This is a genomic window from Aeromicrobium endophyticum (genome assembly GCF_003586285.1).
Taxonomy (GTDB): domain Bacteria; phylum Actinomycetota; class Actinomycetes; order Propionibacteriales; family Nocardioidaceae; genus Aeromicrobium; species Aeromicrobium endophyticum.
On sequence record NZ_QUBR01000001.1, the window covers coordinates 1,981,960 to 2,005,016 of the forward strand.

The 23,057-nt window shown below is 72.3% G+C and carries 18 protein-coding genes; 4 read left to right on the forward strand and 14 right to left on the reverse strand.

The genetic code is table 11. From position 1 onward, the window contains the following. Nucleotides 1-2 precede the first annotated feature (2 nt). Nucleotides 3-1,736: a GAF domain-containing SpoIIE family protein phosphatase gene (locus DX116_RS09830; RefSeq protein ID WP_119703909.1), complete on the reverse strand. Its 1,734-nt coding sequence runs from the start codon at nt 1,734-1,736 to the stop codon at nt 3-5. Nucleotides 1,737-1,826: 90 nt separating this feature from the next. Beyond that, a complete protein-coding gene (gene fdhD / locus DX116_RS09835) occupies nt 1,827-2,669 on the reverse strand; it encodes a formate dehydrogenase accessory sulfurtransferase FdhD (RefSeq protein ID WP_119703910.1) in 843 nt (280 codons plus the stop codon). A gap of 107 nt (nt 2,670-2,776) precedes the next feature. Here fdhD and DX116_RS09840 point away from each other — a divergent pair, with 107 nt between their 5' ends. Then, nucleotides 2,777-3,697 carry an NAD(P)H-binding protein gene (locus tag DX116_RS09840; RefSeq protein WP_119703911.1) on the forward strand — a complete coding sequence of 307 codons (921 nt, stop codon included), beginning with the start codon at nt 2,777-2,779 and terminating at the stop codon, nt 3,695-3,697. A gap of 2 nt (nt 3,698-3,699) precedes the next feature. Here DX116_RS09840 and DX116_RS09845 read toward each other — a convergent pair whose 3' ends face one another. Genes DX116_RS09845 through DX116_RS09855 form a run of 3 tightly spaced genes read right to left on the reverse strand, consistent with a single transcriptional unit; the run spans nt 3,700 to nt 6,698 of the window. Then, a complete protein-coding gene (locus DX116_RS09845; RefSeq protein ID WP_233556632.1) occupies nt 3,700-4,845 on the reverse strand; it encodes an AI-2E family transporter in 1,146 nt (381 codons plus the stop codon). 33 nt (nt 4,846-4,878) lie between these two features. After that, on the reverse strand, nt 4,879-5,559 hold the full coding sequence (locus DX116_RS09850; RefSeq protein ID WP_119703913.1) for a uracil-DNA glycosylase: 681 nt from the start codon (nt 5,557-5,559) through the stop codon (nt 4,879-4,881). Next, entirely contained in the window at nt 5,556-6,698 is a 1,143-nt protein-coding gene (locus tag DX116_RS09855) for an MFS transporter (RefSeq protein ID WP_233556633.1), read from the reverse strand. The genes DX116_RS09850 and DX116_RS09855 overlap by 4 nt, the downstream gene beginning before the upstream one ends. Before the next feature lie 58 nt (nt 6,699-6,756). On the opposite strand from DX116_RS09855, the gene DX116_RS09860 reads away from it, so the two are divergent. Continuing rightward, nucleotides 6,757-7,980: an MFS transporter gene (locus tag DX116_RS09860; RefSeq protein ID WP_119703914.1), complete on the forward strand. Its 1,224-nt coding sequence runs from the start codon at nt 6,757-6,759 to the stop codon at nt 7,978-7,980. A gap of 86 nt (nt 7,981-8,066) precedes the next feature. Here the strand turns inward: DX116_RS09860 and ald are convergent, their stop codons facing one another. Then, nucleotides 8,067-9,176 (reverse strand): alanine dehydrogenase, encoded by a 1,110-nt coding sequence (gene ald / locus DX116_RS09865; protein WP_119703915.1) that lies wholly within the window; start codon nt 9,174-9,176, stop codon nt 8,067-8,069. A gap of 133 nt (nt 9,177-9,309) precedes the next feature. Between ald and DX116_RS09870 the strand changes: the two genes are divergently transcribed. Then, nucleotides 9,310-9,777 (forward strand): Lrp/AsnC family transcriptional regulator, encoded by a 468-nt coding sequence (locus DX116_RS09870; RefSeq protein WP_233556635.1) that lies wholly within the window; start codon nt 9,310-9,312, stop codon nt 9,775-9,777. Between the two features lie 54 nt (nt 9,778-9,831). Here the strand turns inward: DX116_RS09870 and DX116_RS09875 are convergent, their stop codons facing one another. From DX116_RS09875 to DX116_RS09900, 6 genes are read right to left on the reverse strand one after another with little or no spacing between them, the layout of a single operon-like run. Beyond that, nucleotides 9,832-10,869, reverse strand: a complete 1,038-nt coding sequence (locus DX116_RS09875) for a GNAT family N-acetyltransferase (RefSeq protein ID WP_119704221.1) — start codon at nt 10,867-10,869, stop codon at nt 9,832-9,834. Between the two features lie 17 nt (nt 10,870-10,886). Beyond that, entirely contained in the window at nt 10,887-11,486 is a 600-nt protein-coding gene (locus DX116_RS09880; RefSeq protein WP_119703917.1) for a GNAT family N-acetyltransferase, read from the reverse strand. Nucleotides 11,487-11,509: 23 nt separating this feature from the next. Then, a complete protein-coding gene (locus tag DX116_RS09885; RefSeq protein WP_119703918.1) occupies nt 11,510-12,010 on the reverse strand; it encodes an ASCH domain-containing protein in 501 nt (166 codons plus the stop codon). A 36-nt stretch (nt 12,011-12,046) separates the two neighbouring features. Beyond that, the gene (locus DX116_RS09890; protein WP_119703919.1) at nt 12,047-12,541 is read right to left on the reverse strand and encodes an ASCH domain-containing protein; all 495 of its coding nucleotides are present in this window, start codon (nt 12,539-12,541) and stop codon (nt 12,047-12,049) included. Beyond that, a complete protein-coding gene (locus tag DX116_RS09895; protein WP_119703920.1) occupies nt 12,538-13,965 on the reverse strand; it encodes a pyridoxal phosphate-dependent decarboxylase family protein in 1,428 nt (475 codons plus the stop codon). The genes DX116_RS09890 and DX116_RS09895 overlap by 4 nt, the downstream gene beginning before the upstream one ends. Beyond that, a complete protein-coding gene (locus DX116_RS09900; protein WP_119703921.1) occupies nt 13,952-15,292 on the reverse strand; it encodes an MFS transporter in 1,341 nt (446 codons plus the stop codon). Before DX116_RS09900 ends, DX116_RS09895 begins: the two co-directional genes overlap by 14 nt. Nucleotides 15,293-15,336: 44 nt before the next feature. Between DX116_RS09900 and DX116_RS09905 the strand changes: the two genes are divergently transcribed. Further along, nucleotides 15,337-16,974, forward strand: a complete 1,638-nt coding sequence (locus DX116_RS09905; protein ID WP_119703922.1) for an ABC-F family ATP-binding cassette domain-containing protein — start codon at nt 15,337-15,339, stop codon at nt 16,972-16,974. Between the two features lie 84 nt (nt 16,975-17,058). On the opposite strand, the gene DX116_RS20425 is transcribed toward DX116_RS09905, so the two are convergent. Together DX116_RS20425 and DX116_RS09915 are read right to left on the reverse strand one after the other, a co-directional pair. After that, the gene (locus tag DX116_RS20425; protein WP_199715984.1) at nt 17,059-21,387 is read right to left on the reverse strand and encodes a phosphodiester glycosidase family protein; all 4,329 of its coding nucleotides are present in this window, start codon (nt 21,385-21,387) and stop codon (nt 17,059-17,061) included. 216 nt (nt 21,388-21,603) lie between these two features. After that, complete coding sequence (locus DX116_RS09915) at nt 21,604-23,031, reverse strand: alpha,alpha-trehalose-phosphate synthase (UDP-forming) (protein WP_119703923.1); 1,428 nt, start codon at nt 23,029-23,031, stop codon at nt 21,604-21,606. Between the last annotated feature and the right edge of the window lie 26 nt (nt 23,032-23,057).

The following is a 23,057-nucleotide window of genomic DNA, read 5'->3' on the forward strand; positions in this document are numbered from 1 at the left end:
CGTCATGCGTCGGCGGGCACCTGCAGCACGAGCGCCACGACGTCGTCCGACATGTCGACGAAGCGGTCGGCCAGCGCCCTGACCACTGCGTGGGCGCCGCCGGAGCGCGCGCGCCCGACGACGTCGACCAGGGCCGCGACCTGGTCGTCGCGATCGATCGACGACTCGTCGGTGATGCCGTCGGTGTAGAACACGACCGTCGCACCCGGGCGCAGCTCGATCGTGTGGTCGCCGCGGTGGCCGGCGACCAGCTCGGGGTGGCCGAACAGCAGGTCGTGGTCGGTCAGGAGGCCCGAGCCGCCCTCGGGCTCGACGACGAGCGGCGGCGGGTGACCGGCGTTGACCCAGGTCATCTGCCAGCGGCGGGTGCCCGGCACGATCGTCAGCCGTGCCATGACGGCCGTGCCCGTCGCCGGGATGTCGAAGGCCTCGCAGGCCAGCTCGAGCGACGCGAGATGGGCCGACGGCGAGGCGTCGGGGGCGTCCCAGGCGGCCTGCCGCAGCATGGCGCGCACCTGTCCCATGACGGTCGCGGCGGCGATGTCGTGGCCCGTGACGTCGCCGACGCTGACGACCAGCGAGGCACCGGCGCTGCGGGCCAGGACGAAGGCGTCGTACCAGTCGCCACCGATCTGCTCCTCGGCCATCGCGGGCAGGTAGCAGGCCGCCAGGTCGAGGCCCGTGTCGTGGGGCAGCGGGGCGAGCATCGCGGCCTGCAGCTCGCGGGCGACGTCGATGCGGTTCTGGATCAGCAGCGCGCGCTCGACGGCCTGGCCGGTGTAGGCCGCCAACGCGGCGGCCACGGGACGCTCGTGGGCGTCGACGCGGTGCGGGACGTCCCACAGCAGCTCGACGTGGCCCAAGTTGGGCCCCGAGCCGTGCAGCGGGAGCCACGCCACCGCGCTGGCCCCTCGCCCCCGCAGCGCGGCCCGCTCGTCGAGGTCGAGCGGGCTGTCGGCTGCGTCGATGTCCTCGATACCGACGAGCCTGACGGGATCGGCCAGACGGGGGCGGTCGTCGCCCAGGCGGATGCCGAGCTCGATCAGACCGTTGTCACGGTCGGAGAAGCCGTCGAGGGCGCGGCGCACGTCGTCGAGGGACCGGCAGGTGTTGAGCACCTCGGCGATCGACAGCAGCTGCTGCGAGCGTCGCACCACGTCCTGCAGCCGCACGTCGATCGCGTCGCGCCGCTCACGCTCACGCTCGGCGTCGAGGCGCGAGAGCCGCAGCCGCAGCTCGTTGGAGCAGTCGGCGGCGATGTCGGCCAGGATCGCCAGCTCACGCTCGGTCCAGTCGCGTGGCGACGTGTCGATCGCGCACAGCGACCCGAGCACGCGTCCGCGGTCGTCAGTCAGCGGCGTGCCGAGGTAACCCACCACACCGATCTCGGCGGTCGCCAGGTTGTCGCGCACCAGCGGCACGAGCCGGGCGTCGGCGATCACGAGGGGCTCGCCGGTCGTGACGACGTGCTGGCAGAACGAGTGGCTGAGCGGCGTCGCGCGCCGGCTCGCCCACGGATCGGGCAGCCCGCACATCCCCGGGAAGACCTGCTGGTCGGCCTGGACCAGCGACACCAGCGACACCGGCACCGCCAGCTGGTCGCGGACGCGCTCGGCGAACCGCTCCATGCGCGCGTCGGACCGCTCGGTGAGGCCCAGGTCGGCCAAGGCGTTCAGGCGTGCCGGATCGACGACCACCGCCGACGGTCGGCCGATCGAGCTGATGGTCCTGTTCACGCAGTCTGCCTGTTCGTGGTGCGGAGTCGCCCCGAGGTCGAGGTGTGGGGTCGAGGTCTGCACCGTCAGGGGAGCTGCAGAACCACCATCCTACGAGGTGGGGGCGCCGTGCACGCGGTGATCGCCCGCATAGACGTTGAAGCCCCCGCCGCGGCTGAACCCGAGCAGCGTCATGCCGGCCGACTCGGCGTGCTCGACGGCGAGCGACGACGGTGCCGAGACGGCGGCCAGCACCGGGATGCCGGCCATGTGGGCCTTCTGAACGAGCTCGAACGAGGCGCGTCCCGAGACCTGCAGGGCCGTGCCGCGCAGGGGCAGGCGACCGTCGCGCAGCGCCCAGCCGACGACCTTGTCGACCGCGTTGTGACGACCGACGTCCTCGCGCAGGCACAAGAGCTCGCCATCGGCCGAGAACAGGCCGGCCGCGTGCACGCCGCCGGTGCGGTCGAAGACCTTCTGGCGCTCGCGCAGGCGGTCGGGCAGCGAGCCCAGCAGGGCGGCGTCCCACGTGATGTCGTCGTCGAGACGTCCGAAGTGGGTGGCCTTGTGGACCGCGTCGATCGAGGCGGTGCCGCAGATGCCGCACGAGCTGGACGTGTAGACGTGGCGCTCGAGGCTGAGGTCGGGTGGGGCCGTGCCGGGGCTCAGCTCGGCGTCGATGACGTTGAACGTCTGCAGCCCCTGCTCGTCGGTGCCGGCGCAGAAGCGCATCGACGCGAGCTGGTCGGCCGACCAGACGACGCCCTCGGAGACCAGGAACCCGCCGACCAGGTCGAAGTCGTCGCCCGGCGAGCGCATCGTCACCGAGAACGACGAGCCGTTGACCCGCACCTCGAGCGGCTCCTCGACCGCGAGCGAGTCCTCGCGGCCGATTGACGTGCCGTCGGCGGCGTAGCGGGCGACGCGCGTGCGCCGGACCAGACGTCCTGCCATCCCCATCACCTCCGTGCGACTCCCTCGATCCTCGCACGGCGCGCCCAGGGGTTCGCAGCGAGCGCACTCGGGAGGCGAGGCCGCCGGGCGCGTGCGATGGTCGGTCCATGGCCACTCCGCGCACCGCGCTCGTCACCGGCGCGACCGGCTACATCGGCGCACAGGTCGTCGCGCGGCTGCTCGACGACGGCTGGACCGTCCGGGTGCTGACGCGTGACGCGGCCGGACTGCGCGACCGGCCGTGGTCGTCGCGCGTCGACGTCGTCGAGGGCGACGCCCAGGACGCCGCGGTGCTGCACCGGGCGGCACGGGGCGTCGACGTGGCCTGGTTCCTGATCCACTCGATGACCGGCACGTACGAGTACGCGACCCGTGACCGGACGATCGCCACGCGCTTCGGGCAGGCGTGCCGCGACGCCGGCGTCGCCCGCATCGTCTACCTCGGCGGCCTCTACCCCGACGACGTCCCGCTGTCGCCGCACCTGGAGTCACGCCGCGAGGTCGGCCACATCCTGATGGAGTCGGGGGTGCCGACGGCGGTGCTGCAGGCCGGCATCGTGGTGGGCCGCGGCTCCGTCTCGTACGAGATGCTGCGCACCGCGACCGAGCGGTTGCCCGTCGTCATCGCTCCCGACTGGCTGGCGCACCGCGTGCAGCCCATCGCGATCCGCGACGCCCTGCACTACCTGGTGGGGGCGGCCGACCTGCCGTCCGACGTCAACCGCGCCTTCGACATCGGTGGTGCGGACGCGCTGGCGTACCGCGACCTGATCTCGGTGTACGCCGAGGTGGCCGGCCTGCGGCCTCGGCCCATCCTCACCGTGCCGATCCTGCTGCCCCGCACGACGGCGCTGTGGGCCGGCCGGCTGGCGCCGGTGCCGACCAGCCTGGCCAGCTCGCTGCTCGAGAGCCTGATGCTCGACATGGTCTGCCGCGAGCACGACCTCGACGCCGTGGTGGGAGCCCCGCCCGGCGGCGCTGCGAGCTTCCGCCAGGCCGTCCAGGCGGCCGTCGCAGGCCGCGACTGACGTCAGTCGGAGAGCTCGTCGTTGGCCAGGATCTCGGCGGCTCGACCGTCGTCCTTGGGTGCCAGCACCGACACCGAGTCGTCGATGCGCTCGTTGACGTATCGCAGGATCTCGGCGACGCTCGCGGCGACCGGCACGGCCAGGAAGGCGCCGGTGATGCCGAACAACGAGCCGCCCGCGGTGACGCTCAGCAGCACGACGGCGGGGTGCAGGTTCATCGTCTTGCCCTGCAGGACGGGCGAGAGCACGTTGCCCTCGAGCTGCTGCACGGCCACCACGATGAGCAGGGCGATCAGGGCGTCCTTGTAGTCGTTGGTCACGAGCGTCACCAGCACGGCCACGCCGCCGCTGACGAAGGCGCCGATGATCGGGATGTACCCGCCGAAGAACGTGATGACCGCCAGCGGCAGCGCCAGGGGCGAGCCGAGGATCGCCAGGCCGATGCCGATGATGAGGGCGTCGATGAACGACACGAGCGTCTGCGTGCGGATGAAGCTGCCGAGCGTGTTCCACACCCGGTTCAGCACCTCCGTGAGGTGGTCGCCGGCGCGGTGGCCGCCGAGGGTCGAGACCCACGGCAGGAAGCGGTGGCCGTCCTTGATGAAGAAGAACGTCAGCATCAGCACCAGGACGATGTTGATGATGATCGACGTGGCGGTGCTGATGGTCGTGAACACGCCCTCGCTGATCGCGCTGGCGCTGTCCTGCAGCTTGTCCTGCAGGGCCGCGATCGCGGCGCTGATCTGGTTCTCCGACAGGTTGAACGGCTCGCCCGTCAACCAGTCGCGCACCTCTTGCAGGCCGTCGGACGCGCTCGAGGCGATCTCGCTGGCCTGCTCGGTGACCTGGGGGATCAGGAACGTCACGACGGCACCCAGCGCGGCCAGGAACGTGACGATGACGATGCCCGCGGCAGCGGCGGCGGGCAGGCCCTTGCGTCGCATCCACGACACGGGCGGTGACAGCACGGTCGCCACGATCAGGGCGATCGACGCCGGGAACAGCACGACCCAGATGTGGCCGATGCCCCAGCCGATGACGAAGGCGGCCGCCGCGATGACGATGATGCGCAGGCCCCAGCGCTGCAGCCCGCTGAAGGCGTCGTCGATGACGACGCCCCTGTCCCTGATCCTCGGTTGCTCGGCCACCAGACCACCCTAGTCGTCATGCTGTCACGCGGCTCAGGTGGAGGACAGGCTCCAGTCGACCGGCTCGGCGCCCTGCGCCACGAGCAGCTCGTTGGCCCGGCTGAAGGGCCGTGAGCCGAAGAAGCCGCGGGAGGCCGACAACGGGCTCGGATGGACGGACTCGATCGCGGGGACGTCGCCCAGCATCGGCCGCAGGCTCTGCGCGTCGCGTCCCCACAGGATCGCCACCAGGGGACGGTCGCGGGCGACGAGGGCACGGATCGCCTGCTCGGTGACGGCCTCCCACCCCTTGCCGCGGTGGCTGGCCGACGCCCCGGGCGCCACCGTCAGCACGCGGTTGAGCAGCAGCACGCCCTGGCGCGACCACGGCGTCAGGTCGCCCGTGGGTGCCGGCGGGATGCCGAGGTCGGACTCCAGCTCGCGGTAGATGTTGACCAGGCTGCGGGGCAGCGGGCGCACGTCGGGCGCCACGGAGAACGACAGGCCCACGGGATGGCCCGGCGTGGGGTAGGGGTCCTGGCCGGTGATGAGCACCGTGACATCGGCCATCGGCTCGGCGAACGCGCGCAGCACGTGCTCGCCGGCCGGGAGGTACGAGCGTCCGGCGGCGACCTCGGCGCGGAGGAACTGTCCCATCGCCGCGATCTGCTCGGCGACGGGCTCGAGGGCCTCGGCCCAGTCGGGGGCCATGAGCTCGCGCAGCGGCCGCGTCATGCGTCCACCTTCCTCAGCGCATGGGGTGCCAGGACGCCGGCCAGCACGCAGCCGACGATCGGCACGATGAACGCCGTCGTCAGCGGAACCCAGCGGGTGAGCAGCCCGATGACCGACGGACCGGCCAGCAGCCCCAGGTAGCCCATGCTCGTGACGCGGGCGAGGTACGTGCCCGAGGCCGTCTCGCTGACGTTGCCGGCGGCGGTGAAGAACTGCGGCACGCACCCGGCCAGGCCGATGCCGAAGACCGCCCACGCCACGACGGCCAGCGCGGGCGTGGGGGCCAGCGCGGCCCCTGCCAGGCCGACGGCGCCCAGCATCGCGGCGCGGCTGACGTAGACCGCCGGCCCCCACCGCGCCACGACGCGGTCGGCGAACAGCCGCACGATCGTCATGGTCGCCGAGAACGCGCCGAAGGCGTAGGCCGCGACGGTCTCCGACGAGCCCAACGAGTCGCGCAGGTGCACCGTGGTCCAGTCGTAGGCGACGCCCTCGCCCAGCAGCAGCGCGAACGCCAGCAGGCCGAGCAGCAGCACCCGTGACGTCCAGGGCACGCGACCGCGCGGCGGTGCGTCGTCGGCCGGAGGAGCGGCGGCGACGAACGAGGTGCGCAGCGACAGCGCGACCAGGAGCCCCGCGACGGTGACGCCGAGCAGGCTCGCGCGCACGTCGACGCCGGCCGCGATCAACGAGCCGCCCAGCACCGAGGCCAGCAGCCCGCCGAGCGAGAAGAAGGCGTGGAAGGCGGCCATGATGGGCCGGTTGTAGGCGCGCTCGACGACGACCGCCTGCGAGTTCATCGACACCTCGATGAATCCGTTGGCGAAGCCGAGCACGGCCAGCGCCGTGACGAGCTGGGTGGCGTCGGTCGCGAAGCCCGGGCCCGGCACCGTCAGCACCAGGGCGCACGCCGCGCACGTCAGGACGGGCCTGCTGCCGAAGCGGTCGATCGCCGGGCCGGCCAGCTGCATGCCGACCCACGCCGTGCCCCCGAGCACGAGGAGGAAGAGGCCGAGGGTGGCCTGGTCGACGCCGGTGCGGTCCTTGATCGTCGGGATGTTGACGACCCACATGCCGAGGGTGAAGCCGTTGAGGGCGAAGATCCCGAAGGTCGCGATCCGGGCGCGGGTGGGCTGCACCGCACGAGCCTATCCGTCGTCCGGGACACGGCACGATCGACGGTAGGCTGGTCCGGCTGTGTCAGCCATCGCCGCGTACCGCGCGCTCCTGCGGATCGTCGGGCCCGCCTACATCCTCGTAGCCTTCCTCGGGCGGATCCCGCTTGCCATGAGCCAGCTCGGGGTCCTGGTGCTCGTCAGCAGCTCGACCGGCCGCTACGGCGTCGGCGGGGCCGCGGCCGGCATCCTCGCGATCTCCAACGCGGTCGGCTCGCCGCTGTTCGGCTCGCTGTCCGACCGCATCGGCCAACGTCCCGTCGTGCTCGTGCAGTCGCTCGCCGGGGCCGCCGGGCTCGCCGGCATCGTCGCGGTCACGCACCCCGACGCATCGCAGGCGGTCATCTTCGCCCTCGCGAGCCTGACGGGCTTCGTGATGCCGCAGGTCGGCCCGCTCGCACGCGTCAGGTGGCGTCCGATCACCCGTGACACCGGCGACCAGCGCCGACTCGTCGACGCCGCGTTCTCGTACGAGGGCGCCGCCGACGAGGCCTCGTTCGTCCTCGGCCCGGCGACGATCGGCGTGCTGGCGATCGTCGCCGAGCCCGCCGGCGCGCTGCTGGCCGCCGCGGTGCTGCTCGCGGTGTTCGGCTCGTGGTTCGCGGTGCATCCCACGTCGGCGCTCGTCGGGCGCCGCGCCGACTCCGGCGCGGCCCGCGGCAGCGAGCCGCTGTGGACCGGGGTGTTCCTGGTGCACGTGCTCGCGCAGGTGTGCATCGGCATGATCTTCGGCAGCGTCCAGACCGGCACGACGGTGCTGGCCACGGCCGAGGGCCAGGCGGGGCTGGCAGGCCTGATCCACGCGGTGCTCGGCATCGGCAGCGTCATCGCTGGCCTGGCCGTCACGGGCCTGCCCGAGCGGGTGCTCTACGCGACGCGCATGGCCGTGGCGGCCCTCGGGCTGCTGGTGCTCTCCGCGCCCCTGCTGCTGGTCGACTCGCTGCCGTCGCTGATCGGCGTCATCGCCCTGCTGGGCTTCGCCGTCGCGCCCTACATGATCAGCAACTTCGCGCTGGCCGGCATCCTCGTGCCGGTGCACCGCGTCAGCGCCGCCATGACGATGCTGGCCGGTGCGACGGGCATCGGCTACGCGGTCGGTGCGGCCCTGGCCGGCCGGCTCGCCGATGCCAACGGCCACACCGCGGCCTTCGGCGTCACGGTCGCGGCGGCCGGCCTGGCGGTCGTCATCGCGCTGACGTCCAACCGTGCGCTGCGTCAGGCCGTCCCCGTCGACCAGGGCTACTGAGAACGCCCCTTGAGCCACCCCCGCCCCTTGAGCGTGTCGAAAGGGCTTTCGACACGCTCGAGGGGCGAGTGGGCCCGAGGGGTGCCTCAGAGGGCGCTGAGCGGCGTGACCTCGAGGCCGAGGGCCTCGCCGACGGGTCCGTTGACGAGCTTGCCGTCGTGGGTGCTGAGCCCGCCGGCCAGGGCGGCGTCGTCGGTCACGGCCTGCTTCCAGCCCTTGTTCGCCAGCGCCACCGCGTACGGGAGCGTGACGTTGGTCAGCGCGTAGGTCGACGTGCGCGGCACGGCACCCGGCATGTTCGCGACGCAGTAGAAGATCGAGTCGTGCACCCGGAAGGTCGGGTCGTCGTGCGTCGTGGCGCGCGAGCTCTCGAAGCAGCCGCCCTGGTCGATCGCGATGTCGACCAGCACCGAGCCCGGACGCATCTGCGCGACCAGGTCGTCGCTGACGATCGTGGGTGCCTTGGCACCGGGCACCAGGACGGCCCCGATGACCAGATCGGCCTCGCGGACGGCCTTCTCGACCGCGAACGAGCTGGAGGCGACGGTCGTGATCATGCCCTGGAACCGGGCGTCGACGGCCCGCAGCTTGGCGACGTCGAGGTCCAGGATCTCGACCCGGGCACCCATGCCGCGGGCGACCTCGGCGGCGTTGACGCCCGAGACGCCGGCACCGATGACGACGACGTCGGCGGGGTAGACGCCGGGCACGCCGCCGGGCAGCACCCCGCGTCCGCCGTTGCTGGCCATCAGGTGCTGGAAGCCGACCTGGGGCGCCAGGCGTCCGGCGACCTCCGACATCGGCGCCAGCAGGGGCAGCGAGCGGTCGGGCAGCTGCACGGTCTCGTACGCGATCGACGTCGTGCCGGACGCGAGCAGCGCGTCGGTGCACGGACGGCTCGCCGCCAGGTGCAGGTAGGTGAACAGGGTCTGGCCGCGGCGCATGCGGCCGTACTCCTCGGCGATCGGCTCCTTGACCTTGAGCACGAGCTCGGCCGACGCCCACACCTCGTCGGCGGTGTCGAGCATCTTCGCGCCGGCGGCGACGTACTCGTCGTCGGGGATCGACGAGCCGAGGCCGGCGCCGGTCTCGATGACGACGTCGTGGCCGTGCCGCACCAGCTCGTGCACGCCGGCCGGCGTGATGGCGACGCGGTACTCGTGGTTCTTGATCTCGCGGGGGATCCCGACCAGCATGGCTGCTCCTTCGACGACGACAATGCCTCCATCGTGAAGTAAGTGCGGAACCGGACGCAACGATCCGCACAAGATTCTGTATGGTGGCGCAGATCGACGACATGCGCCGATCCCGACCCCTCCAGGAGCACCCGTGGCGAAGGATGTTCGAGACCTCGACGACGTCGACGCCCGCATCGTGACGGCGCTGCGGCGTCAGGGCCGGCTGCCCAACAACGCGCTGGCGGCCGACGTCGGCATCGCGCCGTCCACGTGTCTGACCCGCGTCCGTTCGCTGGTCGAGCGCGGCGTCATCTCGGGCTTCCACGCCGAGGTCGACCCGGCCTGGTTCGGTCGTCCCATCCAGGCGATGATCGCGGTGCGGCTGCGCAGCGACGCGCGCGACACCATCAGTGCGTTCGCCGACCGCATGGCGGCGCTGCCCGAGGTGCTCAATGTGTACTTCCTGGCCGGCGCGGACGACTTCCACGTGCACGTCGCGGCTCGCGACCCCGACGACCTGCGGTCGTTCGTGGTCGACCACCTCAGCGCCTCGCCCGAGGTCGCCCTCACCGAGACCAACCTGATCTTCGAGCACACGCGCGGTCGCTTGGCCGAGTGAGGGCCCTTCAACAGGCTCAGGGGGCGGGGACGGCTCAGGGGAAGGCGGGGCGGCTCAGTCGGTGATCGCGATGTCCTTGAACCACGAGTCGGTCGCGTAGTCGGTGACCCAGCCGAGGCCCAGGTAGAGCTGGTCGGCGCTGGTGGGGGAGTCGGCGTCGACCTCGAGGCCCACCCGGTCGCGTCCGCGCTGGGCCGCGTCGGCGATGACGGTCGCGAGCAGCGACTTGGCGACCCCGCGTCCGCGGGCCGCGCGGTTGACGCCGATGTACTCGACGTAGGAGCCCTCGACACCACCCTCGGGAGCCGACAGCACCGAGCACACGACGGTGCCGGCGGCGACGGGCTCCCCGCCGTCCTCGGGCTCGACGTAGGCCAGCCACCAGTGGTCCCAGCGGTGGCCGGGCTCCTCGCGCAGGCGCTGGACGAACTCCGAGAAGCTCTCGCGGTAGGAGTTGAAGTGGTCCTCGAACGACTCCTCGAGCATCTGGTGCACGGTCTGCAGGTCGGAGGCCACCGGGAAGCCGTTCTCGTGCTTCTCGACCGGACGCACGAGGACGCCCGCGCGCGGCGCGAGGTCGGCGTCGGCGGCCGTCACCGGGCGGTTCATGTGCAGCCAGGTGCGGCGCTTGGCGTAGCCGGCCAGCGCGAGCCAGCCCGCCTGGCGGGCGTCGGTGGCGAAGGGGCTCTCGTCGAGACGCGTCTCGGTGATGCCGCGCAGCCGGGCCATGCCGATCGCGGTCTCCTCGGCCCAGGCGTAGAAGATCCTGGCGATCGAGTCGATCTCGTGGACGTCGCGGTCGAAGTAGCCCCACACCAAGGCGCGTCCGGCGGCCCGGTCGTGCACCGTGATCCAGGCGCGCGGCACGTCGTCGTCGCCGACGGCGACCAGCTGGCGGCGGGTCCAGGAGGCCTGTCCGGCGACCTCCGACTCGATGCCGGCCGGGTCGATGTGGGCCTCACCGGTGCCCTGCAGCTCGTCGAGGTGCCGCAGCGCGACGAGGGCGTCGATGTCGCCGTAGCCGGGCACCCGAGCCGTCCATGGACCGGGCAGGACGGGCAGGTCGAGGTTGTCGCTGAGGGATTCGGTCATCCCGACCACCCTACCGATCACGCTGGCCGTGCGAGCCTGTCCTCGAGCGAGGCCCGTGCGGCGGGCCACTCGTCGTCGAGCATCGAGAAGGTGACGGTGTCGCGCCACGAGCCGTCCGGTCGCAGCCTGTGCTTGCGCATGACGCCCTCGCGCCGAGCGCCGAGCCGGGCGATCGCGGCCTGCGACCGCTCGTTGCGGATGTCGGTGTGCCACACGACCCGCACGCACCCGAGGTCGTCGAAGGCCCGCCTCAGCAGGAGCAGCTTGGCCTCGGTGTTGACGCCTGTGCGCCAGACGCGGCGCGCGAGCCAGGTCCACCCGATCGCCACGGTGCGCTGGGCGGCGTCGACCTCGTAATAGGAGGTCATGCCGACGACCTCGCCGGTCGCCACCTCGACCTGCACCCACGGCACCTGGGGGCCCGAGAGGTACCGCGCGACGAGCGCCTCGGCGTCCGCGAGGGTCCGCGGACGCAGGAAGGTCAGGTGCGCGAACACCGCGTCGTCGTCGGCGGCGGCCAGCAGGGCAGCGGCATGCTCGGGCGTCAGGGGCTCGAGCCGGACATGGGTGCCCGCCAGCACGGGAGCGGCGTGGAAGTCCGTGAGGGGCTCGACCATGCGTCAACCCTCTCAGGGCGCCGTCAGCGCGGGTACAGCACCCGGAACCGCTCGAGCACCACCGGCATCGTCGGGGCGAAGCCGAGGTCGTGGGTCGCGTGATCGGTGAAGAAGCGCTCGTGCACGGCACGCCAGTGCGCGAGCGAGCGATCGCCCTCGCCCTCGAGGCGGGCGTGCTCGGCGTCGACGTCCTCGAACGGCACGACGTCGACGTGCGTCACCTCGATGAGGGCGCGCGGGTGCTCGGAGCCGTCGAGCAGGATCGCGAGGTCGCCGACCCGGGGCAGGCTCTCGCCCTCGTGCTCGTAGTCCCACTGGGCACCGGCCGTCGCGGTCTTGGTGCCGGCGAGTACCAGGCCGATGAGCTCGTCGGCCTGCGCGGTCGTCGCGCCGAAGGCCCATGCCGGCGGCGCGAGCGCCTCGCCCGAGTACGCACCCAGGTAGCCGGGCACGGGGTTGGTGCGTGTCTGGTGGCGTGCGACGCTCCAGAACGCGTCGATCTCGTCGGCGGTCACGGGAGCCATCCTGTCAGGCACGGCCACGTCGGGCGCTGGTGCACGTCAGCGCGGGTGGAGCAGCCGGAACCGCTCGAGCACGACGGGCATCGACGGCGAGAAGCCGCGGCCGTTGGTGGAGTGGACGTCGAAGTAGCGCTGGTGGACGTCGCGCCAGTACTCGTACGAGCGGTCGCCCTCGCCCTCGAGGCGGGCGTGCTCGGCGTCGACCTCGTCGAACGGCACCGTGTCGACGCGGACGATCTCGATCAGCGCGCGCGGACGCTCCTCGCCGTCGAGGATGATCGCGAGGTCGCCGACCTGCGGCAGGGGCTCGTCCTCGTGCGCGAAGTCCCACAGGGCGGTCGACATCGCCGTCTTGGTGCCGGCGAGCACCAGCGCCAGCAGGTTGTCGGCGTGCTCGGGGGTGGCTCCGAAGCCCCACGCGGGCGGCACGGGGGCGTCGCCGGAGGGCGGGTCGGTGCGGATGTGCCGGCGTGCGATGCTCCAGAACGCCTCGATCTCGGCGGTGCCCGTCAGCGTGTGCTCATCCGTGCTCATCGCGAGAGTCGGTCGAGGAAGGCGACGAGCAGGGCCTCGCGCAGGGCGGGGGGTGCCACGTCGAGCAGGGCGTTCACGGGAGCCATCCTGTCGGGCACCGTCACCTCGCCGCCACCGGACCCCAGCCCCGCCAGCGCGAGCAGCCCGTCGAAGGCGGCGTCGTCGAGCGTGGCCGGGTCGAGGGCCGCGGCCGCCTCGCGCAGCGACGGCTCGATCACGACCGGGCCCGCGGCCACCGCGGCCTCGACCGACGCCGACAGCGCCTCGAGGAACTCGGGCACGGCGGGCGCCGTGGCGGCGCTGACGGTCAGGTGCAGCGACGCCGGCATGTCGCCGAAGCTCATCTGCGGCTGCACGAACCATCCGCGGTCGAGCATCTCGTCGCTGAGCGTGAACACGTCGCAGGTGCCGTCCGTCTCGATCGTGACGAGGGTCGAGTCGGGCTGGGCGACGAGTCGCACGTGGGGCTGGCGCTCGATGCCGTCGACCAGACGGGCGGTGCCCGCCAGCGTCGTGCGCACGAGATCGAGGTAGCCGTCGTCGCCGATCAGGTGCACGACGGCCCATGCCGCGGCCAGCGGCCCGCCCGACTTGGTCGACTGCGTCGTGGCGTTCAGCATCGTGTAGCCGGGCCAGTCGGCGCTCGCGAAGAACTGGGGCCGGCGCAGGTCGGGGGTCGCGTGCAGCAGCAGCGAGACGCCCTTGGGTGTGTACGCGTACTTGTGCAGGTCGGCGGAGATGCTCGTGACGCCGTCGACGGCGAAGTCCCACGGCTCGACGGGATGCCCCAGCCGGGCGGCCCACGGCAGCACCCAGCCGCCGATGCAGGCGTCGACGTGCAGGCGCAGGCCCCGCTGCCGGGTGTGCTCCGCGATCGCGCCGATCGGGTCGACGACGCCGTGGGCGTACGACGGCGCGGACGCCACCACGAGCACGACGCGGTCGCCGTGCTCGTCCATCGCGCGGGCCATCGCCTCGGGGTCGGCGCGGTACGTCGACGGGTCGACGGGCACGGCGACGCGCTCGACGCCGAAGTAGTGCGAGGCCTTGTGGAACGCCGCGTGGATCGTGGTGGGCACGATCATGACGGGCGCGTCCACGTCGGGTCGGGCGTCGCGCGCGGTCTGCACCGCCAGCAGGATCGACTCGGTGCCGCCCGACGTCACGGTGCCGACCACCTGGTCGTCGCCGTGCACCAGGGGACGCGCGAACGTCACGAGGTCGCGCTCCATCGTCAGCAGGCTCGGGAACGCGGTCGGGTCGAGCCCGTTGGTCGAGGAGTACATGGCCACCGCGGCGCGTCCCACCTCGTCGGCGTCGGCCAGGCCCGAGTCGTAGACGTAGGCGAGGGTGCGGCCGCCGTGCGTGGGCAGGTCGTCGGCGCGCAGCCGGTCGAGCCGGCGCAGGATCTCATCGGGCGACATGGTCCTCCTGGGGGTCGGTGAGGTCGCCGAGGTCGTACCGGCGCAGGAACAGCATGCTGACGGCGATCAGCACGGCCGGGACGATCGAGAACCCCAGCGCGATGGCGTCGAGGGCGCTGTCCGGCTGCGCCGCCGAGCTGTCGGTCGACGACACGTAGCCGCCCGCGGCCAGCACGAGGGCGAACAGTCCTGGCCCGATCGCGAGGCCGAGCGTCTCGCCGGCCGTCCAGACGCCGGTGAACACGCCGATGCGGTTCTGGCCCGACGTCGCGGCGTCGGCGGCGGCCACGTCGGGGATCATCGCCATCGGGAACACCTGGGCCCCGGCGTAGCCGACGCCGGCGAGGGCCGCCGCCACGTAGACGACGATGACGTGGTCGCCGCGCGCCACGACCAGCAGCGCGGCGCCCACGCCGAGGAACACCGACGAGAGCAGGTAGCCCGACCTCTTGCCGTGCCGCGCCGAGTACCGCTCCCACCCCGGCGTCACGATCAGGGCCGGACCGACGAAGGCGACGAACAGGATCGTGGACGCCGCGGCGTCGTCGAGCAGGTGGTCGGCGGCGTAGGCGACGCCGGCCAGCATCGCCCCGACCGCCACCGCCTGCAGGACGAACGTCGCCAGCAGCACCCTGAAGGCGCGCGACGCCGAGACGAGACGCAGCTGGGCGCGCAGCGATCCGGCTGCCGTCTCGACCCGGTGCTCGGGGGCGTCGCGCGTCCCGCGCCAGACGCCCACCACGCCGATCACCAGGATCAGCGCGATGTACAGACCCATGACCCGGTACCCGGCGGGTGTCGTCTCGTCGCCGACGGCGTCGACGATCATCGGCGCGGTGGCCCCCGAGAGCAGGATCGCGAACGCGAGCACGGCCACGCGCCATGTCATGAGCCGCGTCCGCTCGCCCGGGTCGAGCGTCATCTCGGCGGGCATCGAGACGTACGGCACCTGGAAGAAGGCGTAGGCCGACGCGCACGCCAGGAACCAGAACACGACCCACGTGCCGGCCAGCCACGACGGATCGGAGGGGCCGGCGAACAGCAGCGCGAAGCACGCCGCCAGCGCCAGGCCCCCGCGCAGCAGGAACGGCCGGCGACGTCCCGAGGGTGAGTCGTGGCGGTCGCTGATGCGTCCGGCGATGGGGTTGAGCACGACGTCCCACGCCTTGGGGACGAAGACGATGAAGCCGGCGACGACGGCCGCGATGCCGAGGGAGTCGGTCAGGTAGGGCAGCAGCAGCAGACCGGGCACCGTGCCGAAGGCGCCGGTGGCGACGCTCCCGAGGGCGTACCCACGGCGGACGGCCGGCGTCAGGGTGTCTGTCATGCACCATGTCTAGCGCACGGCGGGCCCTGTGGGACGATCTCGGGGTGAGTGCCACCCTGGTCGCCAAGGCGCTGTCCGGCGGTCACGCGCACCGCACCCTGTTCGAGGGGCTCGACCTGACGGTCGCCCCGGGCGACGTCGTGGGCGTCGTCGGCGCGAACGGCGCCGGCAAGTCGACGCTGCTCCAGATCCTCGCGGGCCGCACCGCTCCGCTGGCCGGGACGGTGTCGACGGCCCCGGCAGACGCCTTCGTCGGCTGGCTGCCGCAGGAGCACGAGCGGGTCGCCGGCGAGACCGTGGCGGCGTACCTGGCCCGTCGCACCGGAGCGACCGATGCCACCGAGGCGATGGAGCGCACGGCCGGCGCGCTGGGCTCCGGTGCCGCGGGCGCCGACGACGAGTACGCCGCGGCCCTCGACCGCTGGCTCGCGTCGGGCGCACCCGACCTCGACGAGCGCATCCCGGCCGTGCTGGGCGAGCTGCGCCTCGGGCTCGACGGCGATGCGCTGATGACGTCGCTGTCGGGCGGCCAGGCGGCCCGGGTCGGGCTGGCAGCCCTGCTGCTGAGCCGGTTCGACATCGCACTGCTCGATGAGCCCACCAACGATCTCGACCTCGACGGGCTCGACCGGCTCGAGCGGCTGGTCGGTGGCATGCGCGCCGGGATCGTGCTGGTCTCGCACGACCGCGAGTTCCTGTCGCGGTGCGTCACCCGGGTCGTCGAGCTCGACCTGGCCCAGAACCTGGTGCGCGTCCACGACGGCGACTACGACTCGTTCCTGCAGGAGCGCGAGATCGCCCGGCGCCACGCCCGCGAGGCCTACGAGCAGTTCGCCGGCACGAAGGCCGATCTCGTCGCACGGGCCCGCACGACGAGGGAGTGGAGCTCGCAGGGCGTCCGCAACGCGATGAAGAAGAGCCCCGACAACGACAAGATCCGCCGTCGCGCGCAGAGCGAGTCGTCGGAGAAGCAGGCGCAGAAGGTGCGCCAGATGGAGTCGCGGATCGCCCGTCTCGACGAGGTCGAGGAGCCCCGCAAGGAGTGGGAGCTGCGCTTCGAGATCGCGGCCGCGCCCCGCTCGAGCGGGGTGGTGGCGACCCTCGACGGGGCGGTGGTGCGACGCGGCGACTTCAGGCTCGGGCCGGTCTCGCTGCAGGTCGACGCCGGCGAGCGCATCGGCATCACGGGCCCCAACGGCGCCGGCAAGACGACGCTGCTGCGCCTGCTGCTCGGCGACATCGAGCCCGACGACGGGCGGGCGTCCCAGGGAGCGTCGCTCGCGGTCGGCGTGATCGACCAGGCGCGGGGCGTCCTGCCCGACGACCGGACCCTGGCCGACGCGTTCGAGGCGGCGGTGCCCGATCTGTCGCCGGCGGACGCCCGCACCGTGATGGCCAAGTTCGGCCTCAAGGCCGATCAGGTCGGCAGCGTCGTCGGACGTCTGTCACCCGGCGAGCGCACGCGGGCGGCGATGGCGCTGCTGCAGGCGCGGGCCGTCAACGTCCTGGTGCTCGACGAGCCCACCAACCACCTCGACCTGCCGGCGATCGAGCAGCTCGAGCAGGCGCTGGCCGCGTACGACGGTGCGCTGCTGCTGGTGTCGCACGACCGCCGCCTGCTCGACAACGTCGACCTCCACCAGCGGTGGCACGTCGAGGACGGCCAGGTCACCACCACCTGAGCCCAGAAGTGCGGAGAACCGGCCCCACTCGCCGCGGCGAGAAGGTCCGGTCCTCCGCACTTCTGGGTCGGACGGATCAGGTGGTCAGCGCACCACCCGCACCGTGACCGTGCGGGTCACGGTGCGGTCGCCGACCGTCATCCGCACGCGCACGGTGTGCTTGCCGATCCTGGCCTTCCGGCCGATCGAGAGCTTGAACGACAGCTTCCGCGTCGATCCGGACCGCAGCCCCTTGACCGTGACGGTCCTGCGGCCGGACGCCCGCAGCGCCTTGGCAGGTGTCGCCCTCACGGTCGACCGCAGCGTGGCGCCGGTGCGGTTGCTGAGCGAGAAGGTCAGGCGCGCCCGATCTCCCTGCTCGACCGTCACGACGCTGCTCGACGAGCGGAACCCGACGGTCCCCGTCGGCCCCTGCGGTCCGCGAGGACCGGCAGGTCCCTGCGGTCCTTGGGGCCCGGTGGCTCCCGGCGTCCCCGACTCGCCGCCGGGTCCCTGGGGGCCGGTCGGACCAACGGGTCCGGTGGCTCCCTCGGGTCCGGTGTCGCCCTTCGGCGGGACGGTGCTGAGCCCGGTGAGGGGCACCTCGACCTGACCCTCGGGCGTGTTGGCCTCGATGACGAGCTCTGCCGTCGAGGTCCTCTCCGCCACGGACGGCGAGAAGCGGACCAGCACCTCGCACGAGGCGCCCGGCGCGATCGCGTCGCCGACGCACTTCTCGCCGGCCAGCACGAACTCCCCGGACGGGCTCGAGCCCGTCGCGGCGATGCTGACGCGCGAGACCCGCAGGGGCTCGTCGCCCCGGTTGGTCACGATCACGCGCTGGCCCGCGCCGGTGGTGCCGACGGGCTGCGAGGCGAAGACCGGGGCCGGTGCGTCGATGCGCGGTCCGGGTCCCTGGTCGGCCACGACCGTGACCGTCCGACGTCCCACGACCGGTGCGGTGGACGCCGCATCGGTCAGCTCGCGCATCGAGTCGTTGGTGACCGACAGCGTCACCTCGCCCGTGCGCAGGCCCGTCAGCCGGCGCGTCTCGGGGTCGAGGATCGCGACCTTCTTGGCCGAGCGCGCCGCGCTCACCGCGGCGTCCCCCGATCCGATCGCCAGCGACGAGTCGCCGGACCAGTGCACCGAGACCGGGTAGGCCAGCGGCACGACCCGGCTGCCCGCGACGACGCCCGACGGCTGGACGACGTGTCCGCCGACCGTCGCGGTGCCGCCGACCTCGATCGTCTCGGGAGCGTCGACGACGGTCTCCTGCGAGAAGGCGCGGACATCGGCGGTGAGCCACTGCCCACCGGCCGACGCATCACGGTCGACGTCCCACTTCAGCCAGCCCGTGAGCCCGCCGCGGTCGGGCGTGCCGTACGGCGACTTGCCGGACGACGGCAGCACGACGAACGGCACGCCCTCGACGCGGTCGACGTTCGCGATCTGCGCGTGCGAACCCACCATCGCGACGCCCTTGTCGCTCTCGGTGCGGAAGTCCGTCAGCAGCTTCTGGACGAGGCGCACCTCGGTGCGGTCGGTCAGCTGGCTGGAGTCGGTCTCGGCAGGGTCGTTGGCGGGGTGGTGGGCGAAGACCATGACGTTGCGGATCGCCGGGTCCTCCTTGGCGCCGGTCAGTGCCTTCTGCAGCATCGGCAGCTGGTCCCAGTCGGAGCCGCGCAGGCTGCCCAGCGCGCTGTTGAGCAGCACGAACCGCGTCCCCTTGTGGTCGAAGGTGCGGTAGGGCTGGCCGAACTCGGCCTCCCACGCGGCGAGGGTCGACTGGACGTTGCCGAGGCCGTACGACTCGTGGTTGCCCGGCACGTAGTAGCAGGGGACGGTGCCCTTCGACGGGTCGGGCGTGCTCTCCTCGTCCGGCTCCTGGCCGAGCCCGATCAGGTCGCAGCCGCCCTCCTCGAGGGTCTTGCGCGCGAGCGCGATGTCCTCGGGCAGACCACGGTCGACGATGTCGCCGTTGAGCACGATCAGGTCGGGGTCCTGGGCGCGGATGCGTGCCAGCGCCGCGATCGCGACCTTCGTGAGCTCGGGCTGGGCCGCCGTGAACTGCACGTCCGAGAGGGTCGCGAAGCTCCAGTCGGTGTCGGGGTCCGTGGCGCCGTCCGGCGAGAACAGCGGATCGGACCTCAGCGGCTCCTGGCCGGGCAGCTCGATCTCGGACGGGACGTCGGCCTCGACGCCGCCGAAGATCATCGAGCCGGCCTTCTGCTGGTCGGGCGCGGTGTTGATGCCCTGGAAGGAGTTCCAGCGCACCGGGAACGTCGCGGTCGCGGGGATCGTGAACGTCACGTACTGCCACGGGTCGTCCGCGCCGACGCCCAGCGGCTGCAGCCCGGTGCCGTAGAGGCCGTACGACTTCATGGTGGAGTCCCAGAAGCCCGCGTAGGTCAGGCCCGACGGCACGAGGACGTCCGACTTGACCTTGAGCCGGACGCGCAGCGGCTGGCCGGGGATCTCGACCCAGCGGGCCGGGACGCTCGCGGCGGTGATGCCCTTGTTGCGAGCCGCCGGGAAGTCCAGGCGCACGCCGTCGGCGACCTTCGTGATGCCGGTGACGGCGCTGGTCGGGTTGCCGGTCCAGCGGCCGGTGCCGGCGGCCGCGTCGTCGAACGCGTACGGCTTGACGGTCTGGACGCCCACCGTGATGGGCAGCCTGGCGGTCTGGCCGCCGGCCTTCAGCACCAGCACCGTCCCGCCGTCGGTCAGCGGCGTGATCTTGAGTCCCGTGCCCGACGGGGTGACCTTGACGATCGAGCGGTCGTAGTCGAGGTCGAGGTCGGCCGACTCGACGGGGGCCGTGAAGCCCTGGCCGTCACGGCCCGTGACCTTCACCTTCACGGCGTTGGCCGCGATCGGGTCGGTGATGGCGAGGCGGGTCTGCGACAGCTCGAGGGTCCGCAGCCGGCGCAGCACCTGCACGCGGGTGTCGCCCTGCGTGTCGTCTGCCGTGCCCTTGACCGTGATGGTGCCGGTCGCGTCGGCGGGTACGGCGAGCAGGCCGTTGTCGACCGTCCCGGCGGACGTGCTCCAGCGGACGTCGCCGCGGGCCAGCGGGACGGGGGCGAGGTGGTCGTCGACGGCCTTGACCGTCAGCGTCCGGTGCAGGCCCGGGAAGACCTTGGCGTCGCCGGTTCCGGGGGTGATGACGAGGTCCTCGGCCCTGCCCGAGCCGGGCGACACGAAGACGCCCACGCCGTTGGGGTCGAGGCGCTCGGCGCCGTCGGACGGGCTGTTGCGGACGGTCGCTGTGGTCTCGCCCAGCGAGCGGGCCACCATCGTGGTCGATCCGCCGCCGTCGAGGTTCCAGGCCGTCTCGGCGCCCTCGCTCACCATGAACGCGGCGAGCTCGCGCATCGTCATGCCGTTGACGGGTGCCTGCCGACCGTCGTTGGTCACGAGCAGCATGGTCTTCCCGCTGTCCTTGAAACCGATGACGGTGCGGGGGTGGACGTCGTTGTCGAGCTCGCCGTCGGGCCGGGCGACGCCGTCGCGCACCAGCTCGCGGTTGGAGCCGATGACGAACTTCATCTGCTCGGCGACGTCGTCGCGCAGGTCGTAGGCCAGGGCGACGGTGTCGCCGGGGGCCAGGGCGCGGATCGCGCTGGCGCCGGCCTCGCGCCCGACGAGGACGAACGCGTCCGCGGGGATCTGGCCGGCACCCGCGGCGGCGACGTCGACGGAGGCCACGATGCCGTCCTGCACCAGCACCGAGGCGACGTCGGACGCTCCACCGACGCCGATCGAGCGGCCGTACGTGCCCCATCGCGGGGTGTAGGCGACGATCGCGTCCTTCGGCGAGCCGGCCAGCGTGTTGGCGGCGTTGATCGAGGCGACGGGGTGGTCGGTGCCGGCGAAGGTGGCCTTCGCGTCGAGGGTCATGTCGACCGCGCGCCCGATGCCGTCCGTGCCGACACCGACGTGCGACCAGGCACCGACGTCGGACGACTTGAGCAGCTCGCCGCCCTTGACCTCGGCGCCGAGAGGAGCGCCCGAGCTGTTGATGTCGAAGAAGTCGCCGTTGACGCCGGCGACGGCTCCGGCCTTGTTCGCCTTCGACGAGATCGGGTTGCGCTCCGTCACGGTGTCGCCGGAGAGCAGGTCGCTGGTCACGGCCGGGTTGGCCAGGTCGACGCTCAGGACGCGTTGGTCGTACCAGCCGCTCGGCGTGACCGAGGTGAGGCTGCGCAGCGTGATGCCGGGGCCGATCGGCTCGGTCTCGTCGACCAGCGAGAGGGCGTCCTTCAAGGTCGCGCGGTCGGTCGGCGCGGCGGCGAGGGGAGGGGAGGCGGACGCCGGTGCGGCGGCCGCCGGGCCGACGCCGAGAGCGCCGGCCGCCAGCGTCGAGACGACGACGGCGGAGAGGGACGACCGGAGCCGGGGTCGGCCCGATCGCGTGCTGCTGGGGATCATTCGGGTCCTCAGGGGGTGAGTGGGTCACGGCCGCGCTCGCGGCCAGACGCATTCACGCAGCCCGTCACCAACACCAGACGTCCACTCGCCCCCCACAGGGTGACGCCTGGCGAAAGGATGTCAGTCTGGGTGACTCCTACCCGTGCCAGACGCGCGGAGAAGCGGTCGCTTCCGCCGCGGCAGAGAGGTTCGGTCCTCCGCAGACGTGGGCTGGATCTAGACCGGGCGGGGGTTCTTCTCGTGCAGCTCGCGATCGGACGTGAGCTCCTCGAGGAAGTTGTTGGCCCACAGCTCGATGTCGTTCTCCATGACCTGCTTGCGCATCGCCTTCATGCGGCGACCGTTCTCGCGCGGGCTGGCGTTGATCGCCGCCAGCATCATGCTCTTCATGCCGTTGATGTCGTGCGGGTTGACCTGGTAGGCCGACTTCAGCTCGGACGCCGCGCCGGCGAACTCGCTGAGCACCAGGGCGCCCTGGTCGTCGTAGCGGCAGGCCACGTACTCCTTGGCCACGAGGTTCATGCCGTCGCGCAGCGGCGTGACGACCATGACGTCGGCGGCGCGGTAGAGCGCGGCCATCTCCTGCCGGGGGTACGAGGCGTGCAGGTAGGTGACGGGCTGCTGGCCGATGCGTCCGACGTCGCCGTTGATGCGTCCGACGAGCCGGTTGATGTCGTCGCGCAGCAGCTTGTACTGCTGGACGCGCTCGCGCGACGGCGTGGCCACCTGCACGAAGACGGCGTCGTCGACGTGGACGGACCCCTCGGAGATGAGCTCGCCGAACGCGCGCAGGCGCTGTCGCAGCCCCTTGGTGTAGTCGAGCCGGTCGATGCCGAGCAGGATCGTCCTGGGGTTGCCGAGGCTCTCGCGGATCTCGGCGGCCCGGGCGATGACCTCGGGCGTGCGGGCGAGCTCTTCGAAGCCGGCGGCGTCGATCGAGATGGGGTACGCCTTGGCCAGGACGGTGCGCCCGTCGGGCAGGTAGATCATGTCGCGGTGCGTCTTGTGACCGACGCGCTGGCGCACCAGGCGGACGAAGTTCTGCGCCGCACCGGGCATCTGGAAGCCGACCAGGTCGGCGCCGAGCAGGCCCTCGAGGATCTCGCGGCGCCACGGAAGCTGCTGGAACAGCTCGGTGGGAGGGAACGGGATGTGCAGGAAGAAGCCGATGCGCAGGTCGGGACGCAGCTCGCGCAGCATCGTCGGGACGAGCTGCAGCTGGTAGTCCTGCACCCACACGACGGCGCCCTCGTTGGCCACCGTGGCGGCCTTCTCGGCGAACCGCCGGTTGACGCGCACGTAGGCGTCCCACCACTCGCGGTGGAACTCCGGCGGCGCGACGACGTCGTGGTACAGCGGCCACAGCGTCGCGTTTGAGAAGCCCTCGTAGTACTCCTCGACCTCGTCGTTGCTCAGCGGCACGGGCACGAGGTGCATGCCGTTGTGGTCGAAGGGCTTGACCTTCTCGTCGGCGGCTCCGTGCCAGCCGATCCACGCTCCGCCGTTGCTCTTCATGACCGGCTCGAGAGCCGTCACGAGCCCGCCGGGGGAGGTGCGCCACAACGTGTCGCCGTTGGGTGCGGTGACGCGGTCGACCGGAAGTCGGTTGGCGATCACCACGAAGTCTGCGGTGCCTGTGGCCATGTCGTCACCCTAGCGTCGAATGGGGG